Origin of the sequence: Falsiroseomonas sp. E2-1-a20 (assembly GCF_051433195.1) — a bacterium.
Classification (GTDB): Bacteria; Pseudomonadota; Alphaproteobacteria; order Acetobacterales; family Acetobacteraceae; genus Falsiroseomonas.
This window is the reverse complement of the sequence record NZ_JBHMFT010000011.1, coordinates 12690-26870: the sequence shown is the minus strand read 5'-3', so window position 1 is coordinate 26870 and position 14181 is coordinate 12690. Positions and strand designations below refer to the sequence as shown.

At 70.3% G+C, this 14181-nt stretch carries 14 protein-coding genes and 1 tRNA gene; 4 read left to right on the top strand and 11 right to left on the bottom strand.

The features are described 5' to 3' along the window. Window positions 1-7: 7 nt before the first annotated feature. The 4 genes from ACFHPP_RS14695 to def all read right to left on the bottom strand — a co-directional run bounded on the left by ACFHPP_RS14695 (window position 8) and on the right by def (window position 5533). Window positions 8-2980 carry a beta strand repeat-containing protein gene (locus tag ACFHPP_RS14695; RefSeq protein ID WP_437163997.1) on the bottom strand — a complete coding sequence of 991 codons (2973 nt, stop codon included), beginning with the start codon at window positions 2978-2980 and terminating at the stop codon, window positions 8-10. 344 nt (window positions 2981-3324) lie between these two features. After that, a complete protein-coding gene (gene truA, locus ACFHPP_RS14690) occupies window positions 3325-4089 on the bottom strand; it encodes a tRNA pseudouridine(38-40) synthase TruA (protein ID WP_437163996.1) in 765 nt (254 codons plus the stop codon). Beyond that, the gene (fmt, locus tag ACFHPP_RS14685) at window positions 4089-4970 is read right to left on the bottom strand and encodes a methionyl-tRNA formyltransferase (protein ID WP_437164151.1); all 882 of its coding nucleotides are present in this window, start codon (window positions 4968-4970) and stop codon (window positions 4089-4091) included. The genes truA and fmt overlap by 1 nt, the downstream gene beginning before the upstream one ends. Before the next feature lie 29 nt (window positions 4971-4999). Then, a complete protein-coding gene (gene def / locus ACFHPP_RS14680) occupies window positions 5000-5533 on the bottom strand; it encodes a peptide deformylase (RefSeq protein ID WP_437163995.1) in 534 nt (177 codons plus the stop codon). Between the two features lie 164 nt (window positions 5534-5697). Between def and ACFHPP_RS14675 the strand changes: the two genes are divergently transcribed. Next, entirely contained in the window at window positions 5698-6171 is a 474-nt protein-coding gene (locus ACFHPP_RS14675) for an Hsp20 family protein (protein WP_437163994.1), read from the top strand. A gap of 57 nt (window positions 6172-6228) precedes the next feature. Continuing rightward, window positions 6229-6483 carry a hypothetical protein gene (locus ACFHPP_RS14670; RefSeq protein WP_437163993.1) on the top strand — a complete coding sequence of 85 codons (255 nt, stop codon included), beginning with the start codon at window positions 6229-6231 and terminating at the stop codon, window positions 6481-6483. A gap of 52 nt (window positions 6484-6535) precedes the next feature. On the opposite strand, the gene hpf is transcribed toward ACFHPP_RS14670, so the two are convergent. The 6 genes from hpf to ACFHPP_RS14640 form a co-directional block, all read right to left on the bottom strand. Beyond that, window positions 6536-7135 carry a ribosome hibernation-promoting factor, HPF/YfiA family gene (gene hpf, locus ACFHPP_RS14665; protein WP_437163992.1) on the bottom strand — a complete coding sequence of 200 codons (600 nt, stop codon included), beginning with the start codon at window positions 7133-7135 and terminating at the stop codon, window positions 6536-6538. A 72-nt stretch (window positions 7136-7207) separates the two neighbouring features. Continuing rightward, window positions 7208-8695, bottom strand: a complete 1488-nt coding sequence (gene rpoN, locus ACFHPP_RS14660) for an RNA polymerase factor sigma-54 (RefSeq protein ID WP_437163991.1) — start codon at window positions 8693-8695, stop codon at window positions 7208-7210. Between the two features lie 153 nt (window positions 8696-8848). Further along, on the bottom strand, window positions 8849-9631 hold the full coding sequence (gene lptB, locus ACFHPP_RS14655) for an LPS export ABC transporter ATP-binding protein (RefSeq protein ID WP_437163990.1): 783 nt from the start codon (window positions 9629-9631) through the stop codon (window positions 8849-8851). Further along, window positions 9628-10602, bottom strand: coding sequence for an LptA/OstA family protein (locus ACFHPP_RS14650; RefSeq protein ID WP_437163989.1), 975 nt, complete (start codon window positions 10600-10602; stop codon window positions 9628-9630). Before ACFHPP_RS14650 ends, lptB begins: the two co-directional genes overlap by 4 nt. Further along, window positions 10599-11294, bottom strand: coding sequence for an LPS export ABC transporter periplasmic protein LptC (lptC, locus tag ACFHPP_RS14645; RefSeq protein WP_437163988.1), 696 nt, complete (start codon window positions 11292-11294; stop codon window positions 10599-10601). Before lptC ends, ACFHPP_RS14650 begins: the two co-directional genes overlap by 4 nt. A 106-nt stretch (window positions 11295-11400) precedes the next feature. Continuing rightward, window positions 11401-12054: a ribonuclease D gene (locus tag ACFHPP_RS14640; RefSeq protein ID WP_437163987.1), complete on the bottom strand. Its 654-nt coding sequence runs from the start codon at window positions 12052-12054 to the stop codon at window positions 11401-11403. On the opposite strand from ACFHPP_RS14640, the gene ACFHPP_RS14635 reads away from it, so the two are divergent. Then, window positions 12010-12828 (top strand): hypothetical protein, encoded by an 819-nt coding sequence (locus tag ACFHPP_RS14635; protein ID WP_437163986.1) that lies wholly within the window; start codon window positions 12010-12012, stop codon window positions 12826-12828. The two genes, ACFHPP_RS14640 and ACFHPP_RS14635, sit on opposite strands and share 45 nt — an antisense overlap. After that, the gene (locus ACFHPP_RS14630; protein ID WP_437163985.1) at window positions 12825-13976 is read left to right on the top strand and encodes a glycosyltransferase family 61 protein; all 1152 of its coding nucleotides are present in this window, start codon (window positions 12825-12827) and stop codon (window positions 13974-13976) included. Before ACFHPP_RS14635 ends, ACFHPP_RS14630 begins: the two co-directional genes overlap by 4 nt. Before the next feature lie 68 nt (window positions 13977-14044). Here ACFHPP_RS14630 and ACFHPP_RS14625 read toward each other — a convergent pair. Then, a tRNA-Leu gene (locus tag ACFHPP_RS14625) sits at window positions 14045-14131 on the bottom strand. Window positions 14132-14181 lie beyond the last annotated feature (50 nt).

Genomic DNA, 14181 nt, shown 5'->3' with positions numbered 1-14181 from the left:
GGACGGCTCAGGCGAACCAGAGCAGGCCATCATGCTGCGACGGGGTCGGCAGGTCCGCCTGGGTCAGCCCGGCCCAGGTGACGGAGGTGTCGATCACGCCGTTGTTGTCGAGGTCCGCGTGCAGCGTCGCGCCGCGGTAGCCCTCGGTTCCGGCATTCTCCAGCCAGGTCGCCTGGCTGACGCCATTGACCCAGCCCCACAAGGCGAGTTCCTCCCCGCCCTGCCAGTCCGTGATGGTGGACCAGGTGGTCTCGCCGTTGCGGCCATCCAGGAAGAAGATGTCCCGCCCGGCGCCGCCGGTCAGGAAGTTGGACCCGGTGCCGCCATCCAGCACGTCGTCCCCGTCGCCGCCGTTGATGGCATCGTCGCCGGCGCCGAGGTGGATGAAGTCGTTGGAGGCGGTGCCGAACACCGCCTCGTTCGCCGCGCTGCCGGTGAAGGCGTAGGTCAGGCCGGCGACGGGGCCGGCATAGGCAACCGCCTGGGTCTGCCCGGCGACATCGGTCTCCGTCATGGTGAACTGGAAGAAGGGCACGGGCGGCGGCGCGGCGACCGGGGTCGGCAGCGAGGCGACGGCCTCATCCGTGCCCTGCTGGTCGGTGTAGCTGGCCAGGACGGTGATGGCGCTGCCGAGCTGCGCCGCCGTCAGGGTGAAGGTGGCGCTGTTGGCGCCGGCGATATCGGTGCCATCGGCGCGCCACTGGTAGGTCACGGTGCCCATGCCGTCCTCGTCGGCCAGCGCGTTGCTGGCGGTGAGGATCTCGCCCTCGGCCGGGGTGCCGGTGATGGTGACCGCGCCGGTGGGTAGGTCGTTGACGTTGGCGACGGGGTCGGTGGCGATGGAGGCGAGGCTTTCGTCGGTGCCCTGGCCGTCCGTGTAGCTGGCGACGACGGTGATGGTCGTGCCGACCTGGGCCTGGCCCAGGATGAGGGTGGAGCCGGTGGCACCGATGATGTCGATGCCGCCCGACCGCCACTGGTAGGACACGGGGCCCAGGCCGTCTGCATCGGCCAGGGTGTTGCTGGCGGTGAGCACCTGGTCCTCGGTCGGTGTGCCGGCAATGGTCACCGTGCCGGTCGGCGCGTCGTTGACGTTCCCGACCACGGCTGTCTGGGTGGAGAAGACCTGTTCTGGCGTGCCCTGGCCATCGGTGTAGCTGAGGACCAGGTCGATGACCGTCCCGACCTGCGCCTGGGTCAGGGTGAAGGTTTCGCCGTTGGCGCCGGCGATGTCGACGCCGTCGGCGCGCCACTGCGCGCTGATCGCGCCCATCCCGTCCTCATCGTCCAGCTCCCCCGTGGCGGTCAGGGTCTGGCCTTCCGCCGGGGTCCCGATGATGGTCACCACGCCCATGGGCAGGTCGTTGACGTTGAGGACCGTGGTGGTGGCGGTGGACGGAACGCTCTCGCTGGCACCCTGGCCATCGGTGTAGCTGGCGATGACGGTGATGACGGTGCCGACCTGTGCCTGGCCCAGCGTCAGCGTTTCGCCTGTGGCGCCGGCGATGTTGGTGCCGCCCGACTGCCACTGGTAGCTGACCGGGCCCAGGCCGTCCGGATCGACCAGGGTATTGCTGGCGGTGAGGGTCTGGTCCTCGGTCGGCAAGCCGCTGATGAGCACCTCGCCGCTGGGCAGGCTGTTGATGGCGAAGTTGAGCATCTCGATGTCGATCAGCGTATCGGTGCCGTCGGGGGTGCCGATGCGGTTGTCGACGACCTGCGTCGGGTTGCCGTCGATGTCGAAGGTGATGGTGTAGTCGCTGCGGGCGCCGGAATAGAAGGCGGTATCGATGCCCGCGCCGCCGTTCAGCGCATCGTTGCCGGCGCCGCCGGTGAAGCTGTCATTGCCACCGCCGCTGGTCAGGGAGTCGTTGCCGCCGTTGCCTTCCAGGATGTCGATGCCGTCGCCGCTGATGACGCTATCGTTGGACAAACCGCCCAGGTAGGTGAAGTTCTCGACGCCGACGAACTCGACGTAGACCTGACCCGTATTGCCGAGATAGCCGCTGTAGCCCGTCGCGAGGGTCCCGCCTTCGATGACGACGAACATGCTCGTGTCCTCATCCCGGAGATCCAGGACCAGGCGGTCATCATCGGCGCCCGCATTGATGGTCCCGCCGAGGGGGGCCTTGACCGTGATCAGGTCCGAGCCGCTGCCGGCCACGATGGTCATCGGGCCCCTGCCGGCGGTGATGACATCGGCGCCCGCGCCGGATGTGATGATGTTGGTGCCGTCGCCGCCGGTGATGGTGTTGCCGCCATCCAGCGCGGTGATCGTGTTGACCCCGTCGCCGGCGACGATGGTGTTGACGCCCTGGCCGGCGATGATCGTGTTGGCACCGTCGCCGGCATTGATCAGGTTGTCACCGTCGCCAACGGTGAAGGTATCCGCATCGGCGCCGCCGGTCAGCGTGTTGTTGCCTTCGCCCGCGGTGACGGTGTTGGCGCCGTCGCCGGCGTCGATGATGTCATCGCCGTCGCCCGTGGTCAGCGTGTCCGCGGCAGCGCCGGTCAGGACCGTGAAATTCTCGATCGTGCCGTCGGTGATGACGACGGAGCGACCGCCGCCGCCGGCCTCGGTGAAGTTGGAGGTCGAGTTGCCGGTGACGTCGCCGGTTGCGAGGCTGTAGTCGACGATCAGCCTGTCGACGCCGGCGCCGCCATTGACGGCATCGACACCGGAGGAGACGGTGATGACGTTGTCGCCGTCATTGCCGACGATGTCGGTGCCGTCCGGGCCGTCCAGGATGGCGATGGGCGCGTCGCCGGTCAGGGCGAACAGCGCGACGCCGGCGCCGAGCTGCAGGACGATGCCGGTGGAGGTCGCGGTGCCGTCGACCGTCAGGTTGTTCGTGGAAATCGTCGCGGTTTCGGTGCCGTAGCCGGCCTCGATCGAGAGGGTGTCGCCGGCAAGGGCATCGACCATCGCATCGGCGATGGAGGCATAGGTCGAGGTCGGACCGACCGTGAGAATGGCCATGGGTGTCTCCTGAGCGGAGACGGCGAAGAGATGACTGAATCCCCGAACCGCGTGCGCCGTGATGGTCTGCGGCCATGGCGGGTGCCAGGGCTGTGGGGCTTGTTCGGGTGAAGGCGAGGCCGGCCGGCTTTTGCACGGGCCATGCCACCTCGGGTTGTCATGATGGGGTTGCACCCCGGGGACAATCGCCTGCGCCTGATGGGTGCTGGCGGTTGTTCAACGACCTCTGGTTGTAGAGCGTTACGCTCCATACAGTATTCAGTCAATATGCTTTCGCACACTTTGACGTGCGCTGGCCTGGCCATGACTTCAATGCAAAGGCCCGCGCGTGGATCAGCCGCTGCCTATCTCGACCAGGCCGGTTCCGGGTCATAGCGGGCGAAGCGGAAGGTCAGGCCGTCCGGGGGGGCCGTCTGGCCGGCCCTGGCGCGGTCCAGGCCTTCCAGCACCTGGCGCGGCCAGGGGACGGGGCGGCGGCCCTGGCCGACCTCGACCAGCGTGCCGACCAGGTTGCGGACCTGGTGGTGCAGGAAGCTGCGGGCTTCGGCGGTGATCACCACCTCCTCCCCGCACCGTGCCACGTCCAGCACGTCCAGCGTCCGCAGCGCGGACTTGGCCTGGCAGGCGGCGGCGCGGTAGGCGGAGAAATCGTGGCGGCCGACCAGGGTCTGCGCCGCCGCATGCATCGCCGCCGCGTCCAGCGGGCGCTTGACGTGCCAGGCCTTGGCCGCGGCCAGCGCCGGGCGGGCGGGGCGGTTGAGGATGCGGTAGCGGTAGCCGCGGCCGAGGCAATCGAAGCGCGCCGACCAGTCCGGCGCCACCCGCGCCACCGCCCGCACCACCACCGGGTGGGGCTGGGTTCGGAAATTCAGCGCGTCGCGCACGCGTTCGGGCGGCAGGTCCAGCGCCAGGTCGAGATTGGCGACGGCGCCTTCGGCGTGCACGCCGGCATCGGTGCGGCCGGCGCCGGTCGCGGTGGGCGTGATGCCGTGGTTCAGCGGCGCGGCCGCTTCCTCCAGGACCTGCTGCACCGACAGCAGCGCGCCCTGGCGCTGCCAGCCGCAGAAATTCGTGCCGTCGAATTCCAGCAGCAGGGCGTAGCGGGGCATCAGGCGAGGTGGGTGGGCAGGGCGAAGCCGCGCAGGAACTCGGCGGCGGGCTGCGCGGCGCGGCCGGGGCGTTGCAGGCGCAGCAGGCGGAGTGCGCCGGTGCCGCAGGCGACGGTTTGCGCATCCAGCAGGGTGCCGGGTGGGCCGCTGCCCTCGGCGGGTTCGGCGGCGAGCACCCGGAGGGTCTCGGCACCGGCCTGGAAGAAGCAGCCGGGCCAGGGGGTCAGGGCACGGATGCGGCGGTCCAGCGCCACGGCGTCCTGCGTCCAGTCCAGGCTGCCATCGGCCTTCGCCAGCTTCGGCGCGGTGGTCACGCCCGCCTCGGGCTGCGGAACGGCCGGCGGGTTTTCCGCCAGGGCGCGCAGGATCAGCCGGGCGCCGATCCCGGCCAGGGCGTCGTGGAGTTCGGGCGTGGTGGTGCGCGGGCCGATCGGGCTCGCCTCGGCCAGCAGCATCGGGCCGGTGTCCAGCCCTTCCTCCATCTGCATGATGGTGATGCCGGTCTCGGCGTCGCCGGCCAGGATCGCCGCCTGGATCGGGCCGGCGCCGCGCCAGCGCGGCAGCAGCGAGGCATGGATGTTCAGGCAGCCGCGGCGCGGTGCGTCCAGCATCGGCCTGGGCAGGATCAGGCCATAGGCGGCGACCACCGCGACATCGAGGCCCAGCGCCGCGAAGGCCGCGTGTTCCGCGGCGTCGCGCCGCAGCCGGGCCGGGGTGCGGACGGGCAGGCCCAGTTCCAGCGCGGCGCGGTGGACCGGGCAGGGGGTTTCGCGCTGGCCGCGCCCGGCGGGCTTCGGCGGCTGGGTGTAGACGGCGGCCACCTCATGCCCCGCCGCGTGCAGCGCCCGCAGCGCAGGGACGCTGAACTCGGGGCTGCCCATGAAGGCAAGGCGGAGCGGCCGGCCGGCGGTCACGCCTTTTCCTGCGCCTTCAGCTTCAGCTCCTTGGCCAGCTTCCGCAGCAGCATGTTGCGCTTGAGCGGGGAGATGTGGTCGACGAACAGCACGCCGTCCAGGTGGTCGATCTCGTGCTGCAGGCAGGCGGCGAGCAGGCCGTCGCCCTCGATTTCCTTCCTGGCGCCGGTGAGGTCCTGGTAGCGGACCTTGACGCGGGCGGGGCGCGTCACCTCGGCGAACTGGCCGGGCAGGGACAGGCAGCCTTCCTCCCGCGCCGCCAGCTCGTCCGTGCTGGCGATCACCTGCGGGTTCACCAGCACCATGGGCGCCGGGACGTCGTTCTCATGCAGGTCGAGCACCACCAGGCGCAGCATTTCCCCCACCTGCGGTGCCGCCAGGCCGATGCCGGGGGCCTTGTACATGGTGGCCAGCATGCGGGCGGAGAGGTCGGCGATGCGCTGGTCGTCGGGCGCGACGGGCCGGGCCTTGGCGCGCAGGCGGGGGTCGGGGACGAACAGGATGGGCAGCAATTCGGTCTGGAGCGTCATCTTACCTGCTGACCCGCCGCGGCGGGGATGGACAGGGCCGAGAGGTAGCCCCCGCCGCCACCCCTTGCAACGGCGGCCGGCCTTGCCAAAATTGGTAACACGCGGGGTGCCTTTGGGCCCTGCAACCAAGGCTTCGCTCCTGAGCGAGGAGGCACCCGAGTCCGATGTCACGTTCATCCCTGTTCGGTTCGCCCCTGTTCCTCGGCTTCGATCATCTCGAACAGATGCTCGACCGGGTGCAGAAAAGCGCCGATGGCTATCCCCCCTACAATATCGAGCAGACGGCGGAGACGCGGTTGCGGATCACGCTCGCGGTCGCCGGGTTTTCCATGGATGATCTGCAGATCACGCAGGAGGACAACCAACTGGTGATTCGCGGCCGGCAACGGGATGATTCCGAAGGTCGCATCTTCCTGCATCGCGGCATCGCCGCGCGGCAGTTCCAGCGCGCCTTCGTGCTGGCGGAGGGCATCGAGGTGGAGGGTGCCTGGCTCGACAACGGGTTGCTGCATGTCGACCTGCGCCGGCCGGTGCCGGAGGTGCGGGTGAAGACCATCCAGATCGCCACCCGCGGCAACGGGCCGCAGCGTCCGGTGGTGGGGCAGGTGGCCGGCGAGACCCGGGTGAAGGAAAGCTGAGCCGTTTCGTGCGTTGACGGGTGCGGGCCATGATGGCCGCGCCGAAAGGAGAAGATCATGTCCGACTTCGATGGCGGCGCCGAAGAGGGCCGCGTGACCCTGACCCCTGCGAGCCTGCGCAGTCTGTCCAACCTGGATTTCGCCCGCCTTGGCGCGGATGCGGTTGCCTATCTGCGGCCGGTGGTGCTGAACGGCGCGCTCGCCTTCTCGATCCATGCGGCGGATGGCACGCCGATCGGGGCGGCCCCGGATGCGGCGCTGGCCGCGGCGGCGATCCGGCAGCATGACATGGAGCCGATGCTGGTTCACTGAGGGGGACCCCCTCACCCCAACCCTCTCCCCCAGGGGGGAGAGGGCCTTCAGGTCAGGTGGTCTTGGGGTCGATCCAGCCGATGTTGCCGTCGCCGCGGCGGTAGACCACGTTCAGGCCGTTCGTGGCGCGGTTGCGGAACATCAGCACCGGCACATGCGCCAAATCCATGCGCATGACGGCCTCGCCCACTGTCAGGCGGTCGATCACCGCGGGCGTTTCCGCCACCACAGCCGGGCTGTCGCCGCCCTCGGCCATCGCCGGGTCGGCGGTTTCCTCATCCTCCTCCGGACGCAGCACGACCTGGCGGGCGGGCTCGCCCTGCTCGGGGTTGCGTTCCGAGGCCAGGCTGCGGGCGTGGTCGTTCATGCGGCGGCGGTAGCGTCGCAGGCGCTTGGCCACGTGTTCGGCCGCGACCTCGAAGGCCCGGTGCGCATCGGCGCCCTCGCCCTCGCCACGCAGGAACAGGTTGCGGCCGGCCTTCAGGTTGATGTCGCAGAGGAAGGCGTGGCCCTTGGCGTCGCGGCTGAACGTCACGTTGGCTTCGACCGCGTGGTCGAAATACTTGCGTGATATTGTCGTCAGCCCGTCCCGCACATGGGTCTTCAGCGCTTCCCCGGTCTCGACCTGCTTGCCTGCGACGGTGATATGCATGCGAGCCTCGCTCCTTTCCCGTGTTGGGAAGGCCGCGCCCGGAGGGAAAGGCGGCGAAGTCCGTGCCGCGGATCAGGCCGGGACGGCCTTCTCCCGCTTGCGTTGCACCGATGAGGGAATGCGCAACGCTTCCCGGTATTTGGCCACCGTTCGGCGGGCGATGTCCACTCCCTCCTTGCGCAGACGTTCGACGATGGCGTCATCGGACAGCACATCTTCGGTGGTTTCGGCGCCGATCATCTCGCGGATGCGGAAGCGCACCGCCTCGGCGGAATGGCTCTCGCCGCCCAGCGTTCCGGCAATCGCCGTGGTGAAGAAATACTTCAGCTCGAAGGTGCCGCGCGGTGTGGCAATGTATTTATTCGCGGTGACGCGGCTCACGGTGCTTTCATGCATGGCGACATATTCGGCTACGTCGCGCAGGATCAGCGGCCGCAGGTGGCCGACGCCGAGGCGGAAGAAGGCGTCCTGCCGGCGGACGATCTCGGCGGCGACCTTCAGGATGGTGTTGGCGCGCTGTTCCAGCGACTTCACCAGCCAGGTCGCGGTCTGCAGCCGGTCCGCGATGAAGGCGCGGTCGTCGCGCGACTTGGCGCCGACCACGGCGCGCGCGTGGAAGCCGCGGTTGACCAGCACGCGGGGCAGGGTTTCCGGGTTGAGTTCCACCGCCCAGCCGCCATCGGGCATGCGCCGCATCAGCACATCGGGCACCACGGGCATCGCCGGCGGCGCATCGAAGCTCGCGCCCGGCTTGGGGTCGAGCCGCTTGAGCTCGGCGATCATGTCGGCGAGGTCTTCCGAATCCACCTCGCAGACCCGCATCAGGCCGCGCAGGTCGCGGCGGGCCAGCATGTCCAGATTGTCCAGCAGCCGGTCCATGCAGGGGTCGAGGCGGTTGCGGTCGGCCAGCTGCACGGCCAGGCATTCGCGCAGGTCGCGGCAGAACATGCCGACGGGGTCGAGGCGTTGCAGCTGCGCGCGCACCGCGGCGACGCGCCCCTCGGCGCAGCCCATGGCATTGGCGATCTGCAGATCCGTGATGGTCATGCGCCCGGCGGGGTCCACGAGCGCCAGCATCTGCGCCGCGATCAGGCGGTCCTGCGGGTCGCCGATGTTCAGCCGGACCTGTTCGCCGAGATGCTCGCATAGCGATTTCCGGCCATCCGCCAGATCCTCGATGTCGGACAGCGTGTCGTCGAAGCCGGTGGCGCCGCCGCGGCCACCGCCTTCCACAAAGCCGCCGCCGCCGTCGCTGTCATAGACGTTGCCCCAATCGGCATCGAGCGGCGCCGCGCCCTCGGCCGGCATATCGCCGGAGGTGGCGGCGGCGTGGCTGTCCGCGGGTTCGGGCGCGGCGGGTTCCGGGGCGCGTTCATCGGCGACGGTGCGGGGGTCGGTGCGCTCGTCGCGCTCCAGCAGCGGGTTGCGCTCCAGCTCCTCCTCGACGAAGGCGGTGACCTCGACGTTGCTGGATTGCAGCAGCTTGATCGCCTGGCGCAGCTGCGGCGTCATCACCAGGGACTGGGACTGCCGCAGGTCCAGGCGTGGGCCGAGCGCCACGACCCTCAGCCCCCGTCCCTGGAATGCGCGATCCGTTGCATATCCCGAGTCTAGCCCAGGATCCGCGCCGGTAGAAGCGCCGACCCTGGCCTAGCCTTTTGTTCTGGCGCGCGAATCACGCCGCCAGCCGGCCCGGCCCTGTGCGAGTGCGCCTCAGAGCGAAAACCTCTCGCCGAGGTAGACGCGGCGCACGCCCTCATGCGCCACGACGTCCCGCGGGTTGCCTTCCATCAGAACCTGGCCGTCGTGCAGGATGTAGGCGCGGTCGATGATCTCGAGCGTCTCGCGGACGTTGTGGTCGGTGATCAGCACGCCGATGCCGCGGTTCTTCAGGTGCTTGACCAGGTCGCGGATTTCGCCCACCGCGATCGGGTCGATACCGGCCAGCGGCTCATCGAGCAGGATGTAGGAGGGTTGCGTTGCCAGGGCGCGGGCGATCTCGACCCGTCGGCGCTCGCCGCCCGACAGCGCCAGGGCGGGGGCACGGCGCAGGTGCCCGATGCCGAACTCGGCCAGCAGGCTGTCCAGCATCTGTTCCCGCCGGTCGCGGACTGGCTCCACCACCTCCAGCGCCGCGCGGATGTTGTCCTCCACCGACAGGCCGCGGAAGATCGAGGCTTCCTGCGGCAGGTAGCCGAGGCCGAGGCGGGCACGGCGGTACATCGGCAGGAAGGTGACGTCGTGGCCATCCATGGTCACGGTGCCTTCGTCGGGCTGCACCAGGCCGGTGATCATGTAGAAGGTGGTGGTCTTGCCGGCGCCGTTCGGGCCGAGCAGGCCCACGGCCTCGCCCCGCCGCAGGCTGATCGAGACGCCGCGCACCACCGGGCGCTTCTTGTAGCGCTTGCCGAGGCCGGTCGCGACCAGGCCGGTGCTTTCCGCGGCGAGCCGGACGGGGGAGGGCTTGAGGTCCGCGTTGCGGTCGAAGCTGTTCATTGGGGTGACGCTCCGCGCGCAGGCGGCGGCGCCGGGCGGCGCGCGGCGGGGCGCTGCGGCTGCGGGACCTCCGCCTGCGCCGGCTGCTGCTGGCCCGGCAGGATCAGGCCCTGCACGCGCGTGCCCGGCGCGGAGACCAGGCGCGAGACGCCGGTGCGCAGGTTCACGATGGCTTCCTGGCCGTTCAACTGGTTCTCCCCGCGGGTGATTCGCACGCCGCCGACCAGGCGCGCGAGGCCGGTCTGCGGGCTGTAGACGCCACGGTCGCCGCGCACGATCTCGTCCGCCGTGCGGATGTCGACGCCGCCATAGGCCTCGACGCGGTCGATCCGGCTGCCCTCGTTGGCGGCCGGCAGCCCGGCGATGGGCGGCCGGGCGGCGGGTGCAGCAGCCTGCGTCGCGGCCGGTGCCGCATCCAGGAAGTAGGCGACCAGCGTATCCGCGGCGATTCGGCGATCGTCGGACGTCACCACCACGGCGCCGCCCCGCGCCACGGCCATGCGGCGCTGCGGCCAATACTCCAGGCTGTCGCGGGCGGTGATGGTCTGTTCCGGCGTGGTCAGGGACAGGCCGCGGCCGGACAGGACCATGACGGCCTGGTCCATGTCGTAGACGGCGCGCTGGCCTTCCGCGCGTTCGGTGGCGCTGGTGACGCGGACGTTGCCCTCGGCTTCCAGGCGCCAGATCTCGCCGCCCGACAGCGGGCTGTCGCCGGCCGGGCCGGCGGCGGGGGGCGAGCCGCCCTGCGCGGTGCCGCGTGGCCGGTAGCGGGCGATCAGGCGCTCGGCATCCACCGTGACGCCGCCGCGCACCGCGCGGGCATTGCCACGGGCGATCACCACCTGGTCCTGCTGGCGCCATTCGATGCCGTCATTCGCGGTGATCTCGACCGGACCGCCCTGGTTCAGGTCGAGGTTCTGCGCCACGGCCGGCGAGGCCAGCAGGGCGAGAAGAAGGACGAGCCGCTTCATTGGCCGCCTTCCAGCACGGCGCGGGCGCGGCCGGTGAACAGCACCACCTGGCCACGCTCGTACAGCCGGAAGCCCTCCGCCGTCAGGGTGCCGAACGGCCCCTGCACGGCGACGGGATCATCGCCGGTGGCGGAGCCGCCCTTCAGGTCCACGGCGGCACGGTCCGTCACGAACTGTGTTCCATCGTCGTGGTGCACGGTGACACGGCCGGCAAGGTCGAGCTTGTTGGTCGGGCGGTCGAAACGGCCCTCCCGCGATTCGAGGTACACCCAGGCGCCGTCGCCCATCAGCAGGTCGGCGCGCGGCGCGTCCAGCGCCACCACATTCTCCGTGCCGCCCTGCGTGGCGACGCTGGCGGTGACGGTGTAGGGGCGATCCTGGTCATCGACGCCCTGGTAGCGCGGGTCGACGATGCGCAGCGCGTCCGGTGCCGCCTGCAGCACGCGGCGGAAGGAGACGCGGGCGTTGTCCGCCGCCTGGTCCAGCTCCGGCCACAGGGCGACCGCCGCCAGCAGGCCGACGGCCGCCAGCGGCAGGACGCGCTTGGCGATGCTGACCAGGATGCGCCGGCGCGCGAGCTGCCCGGCGCTCGGGGCACGGCGGGCGCGCGATGGCGCCAGCACCCGCCGCGCCGCGGCGCGGGCGGCGGCGCTCGGCGTGTCGGTGGGCCGGACGGCAATGGGCGGCGGCAATCTCACGGGAGTCCTATGGGCCTCACTGGGCAGAGGGTCAACGCGAAGATGCGCCCGCGCCGGCCGGCGGACAAGAAACGTGCCAAGGAAACCCGGAGGTAAAAGGTCAGTGCGAAAAAATATCCGGGTCTTCGTAGCCGAGCAGATCGAGGCGTCCGCGCATGGGGAGGAAGTGGTAGCAGGCCATGGCGATGTCCAGGCGGCCCTCCCGTTCCAGCAGCGCCTTCAGGCGGGCCCACAGCGCGTGCAGGTGCAGCACGTCTGACGCGGCGTAGCTCAGTTGCTCGGGGCTCAGTTCTGCCGCGCCCCAGTCGCTGGTCTGCTGCTGCTTGGACAGATCGACGCCGAGCAGGTCGCGGCAGAGGTCCTTGAGGCCGTGCCGGTCGGTGTAGGTGCGCACCAGCTTGGAGGCGATCTTGGTGCAGACGACCGGGGCCACCATGATTCCCAGCGCGTTGTACAGCGCGGCGACATCGAAGCGGGCGAAGTGGAAGATCTTCAGCACCTCCGGGTCCGCCAGCAGGCGCTTGAGATTGGGGCAGTCCGCGCCACGGCCGCCGAGGCGCTCCGGCACGATCTGGACGCAATGCGCGGTGCCGTTGCCGTCCGAGAGCTGCACCAGGCAAAGCCGGTCCCGCCGCGGGTCGAGGCCCATGGTTTCCGTGTCGATGGCGACGGAGGACCCGAAGCTCAGGCCCTCCGGCAGGTCGTGCCGATGCAGGCGGATCACGGCGTTTCGGGAGAACAGGGTGCAGCCCACGTCGCGGAAACCCCAGTCGGTGGCGCCCAGGACGGGCCGATTCTGTCAGACACGTGCGCCCTGACCCCTGAAAAACCGGTTGAACAGGTTGCGGTCCCGGCTGGGGCCGCAGGTGGCGTCGCGCCGGAAATGGGCGGACCGCGGTTGGGAGTAGGGCATGGGGACGCGATGTGGCAACCGGCAGGGGGCGCCGGCCGGGCGGCGGCGTGGGGCTTGCGGGTGCGCGACCAGGCTGGCTACACAAGCTTTCGGGCGGCGGCGTCCGCGTTGGAGATCGCGTTGGATTTGTCGCAGTTCGCGGCCGGACTCAGGCTGGAAGCCGCCGGGCTCCGCATGCCGACCTCGACCCTGGATCGCTATTTCAGCCAGTTGTTCGCGGAGGATCTCCGCCGGCAGGCGCCCCGCTTCGCCCTGGCCGCCCTGGCCCACGCGGCGATGCACCGGCTGAACCACAAATTCGCGACGCGACGGATGGCGGCCATCGGCTGGAGCTGCGGCGACAGCCTGGTCTTCGACAATGCCTTCCGGAACACGCACCCCGACCTGCATTGCGAGGCGCGCGCCGGATTGTCGGGCGACCCTGCGCCGCTTCCGGAAGGACGCACCCTGGCCGCCGCCTTCTTCGAAGGTAATCCGCCATCCGGTTTCCTGGACCTGTCCGGCCTCGATGGCCCGCTGCTGCTGTGCGCGCTGTTGCCGGCCGGCGCTCGGATCGCCGCGGCGGCGGTGCAGCATCATGCGTTTCCGGACTTCACGCTGGCCGTCCGGTCATGAGGCTTCCGCAGGTGCTGCGCCTGCTGCCGATGGACGCCATCGAGCCGGTTGCCGAACTGGCCACGCTTCTGCAGGGCAGCCACCGCAGCCTGTCGGTCGCGCCTGCCATCGAGCAGCCGGCAACGCGCCTGCCGACCTTCCGCCATGGGCCTGCGCCGCAAGCCCTGCGCGGCTTCGATCTGCGCTGGCCCGAGATCCACCTGACGGCACTGTCGGACGCTGCCGTGATGGGCCGGGGCGAGGTGATCGACCGCGACGGGCGCCTGCTGGTCACGAGCATCGTCGATCGGCCCGAGGCTTTCGCGGCGGCGCCGCAGGACCATCCCGCCGTGCTGTCCCAGCATGGCCTCACCCTGCGGCCGGAGGGGCTGCGGCGCAGGGGCGGGGACCGGGGGGCGCCCGCGCTTCACCTGCGGGAGCCGGTGTTCCACCTGATCAACGCGCGCGACCACAACTACACGCATTTCATGTTCGAACTTCTGCCCAAGCTGGCCTTCTACTTCGCGCTGCCGGCGCCGCGGCCGAAGATCCTGGTGTCGGAGGCGGTGCACGCGACATTCGGCAGGTTCCTGGTCGCGCTGGGTGTGCCGGAGGGCGATCTTGTGCCGGTGCCGCCGAGGGGATGGATTCGCGTCGACCGCATCTTCGTGGCGCAGAGCCCGAGCTGGCTGCACCGTCCGGTCATGACGGCGCTGCGCCAGGCCGCCGATGTCGGGCGCGCGCCGGCGCAGCCGGTGGCGGGCAACCGGCTGTACATCCGGAGGATCGGCATCAAGGCCTGGTTCCGCAACCTGCTGAACGAGCAGGAGGTGTTCGAACAGCTTGCCGCGCGCGGCTTCCGCGCCATCGCGCCGGACCAGCTTTCCGCCGCGGAACAGGTGGAGGTTTTCCGATCCGCCGAGGCGGTTGCTGGCCTGTATGGCGGCGGATTGCTGAACTGCGTCTTTTCGGCACCCGGGACCCGCGTGCTCAGCCTGACGTCGACGGCCTACTGGCGCACGGGCCTGGACACGGCGGCGCCGGTTCTCGACCTGCGGGCGGCGCAGGTGGTGGGGGATTGCTTCCTGGCGCGGCAGGATCCCAACAACAGCGCATTCCTGATCGACATTCCGGCGCTGAACGGTGCCTGCGACGCGTTGGGGCTGTAGGCTTGCGTCGGCGGGACGCGCGCATCCCGCGGGATATATCCGTGCTGCCTGCGGATAGTCTGGAGGAGTGGTGCCCAGGAAAGGACTCGAACCTTCACGACCTTGCGGTCACTGGCACCTGAAGCCAGCGCGTCTACCAATTCCGCCACCTGGGCAATGGGGGCGTCCTGCGACATCGCGGGATTTACGGGGGGGGGCGTGACGC

What these genes read in the sequence shown, in the direction of transcription:
- fmt (WP_437164151.1), bottom strand. Translation starts at nt 4,970, where the DNA reads ATGGGCAGCCCCGAGTTCAGCGTCCCTGCGCTGCGGGCGCTGCACGCG.
- hpf (WP_437163992.1), bottom strand. Translation starts at nt 7,135, where the DNA reads ATGCATATCACCGTCGCAGGCAAGCAGGTCGAGACCGGGGAAGCGCTG.
- ACFHPP_RS14675 (WP_437163994.1), top strand. Translation starts at nt 5,698, where the DNA reads ATGTCACGTTCATCCCTGTTCGGTTCGCCCCTGTTCCTCGGCTTCGAT.
- def (WP_437163995.1), bottom strand. Translation starts at nt 5,533, where the DNA reads ATGACGCTCCAGACCGAATTGCTGCCCATCCTGTTCGTCCCCGACCCC.
- ACFHPP_RS14695 (WP_437163997.1), bottom strand. Translation starts at nt 2,980, where the DNA reads ATGGCCATTCTCACGGTCGGTCCGACCTCGACCTATGCCTCCATCGCC.
- ACFHPP_RS14630 (WP_437163985.1), top strand. Translation starts at nt 12,825, where the DNA reads ATGAGGCTTCCGCAGGTGCTGCGCCTGCTGCCGATGGACGCCATCGAG.
- ACFHPP_RS14670 (WP_437163993.1), top strand. Translation starts at nt 6,229, where the DNA reads ATGTCCGACTTCGATGGCGGCGCCGAAGAGGGCCGCGTGACCCTGACC.
- lptB (WP_437163990.1), bottom strand. Translation starts at nt 9,631, where the DNA reads ATGAACAGCTTCGACCGCAACGCGGACCTCAAGCCCTCCCCCGTCCGG.
- ACFHPP_RS14650 (WP_437163989.1), bottom strand. Translation starts at nt 10,602, where the DNA reads ATGAAGCGGCTCGTCCTTCTTCTCGCCCTGCTGGCCTCGCCGGCCGTG.
- truA (WP_437163996.1), bottom strand. Translation starts at nt 4,089, where the DNA reads ATGCCCCGCTACGCCCTGCTGCTGGAATTCGACGGCACGAATTTCTGC.
- ACFHPP_RS14635 (WP_437163986.1), top strand. Translation starts at nt 12,010, where the DNA reads ATGCAGGCGGATCACGGCGTTTCGGGAGAACAGGGTGCAGCCCACGTC.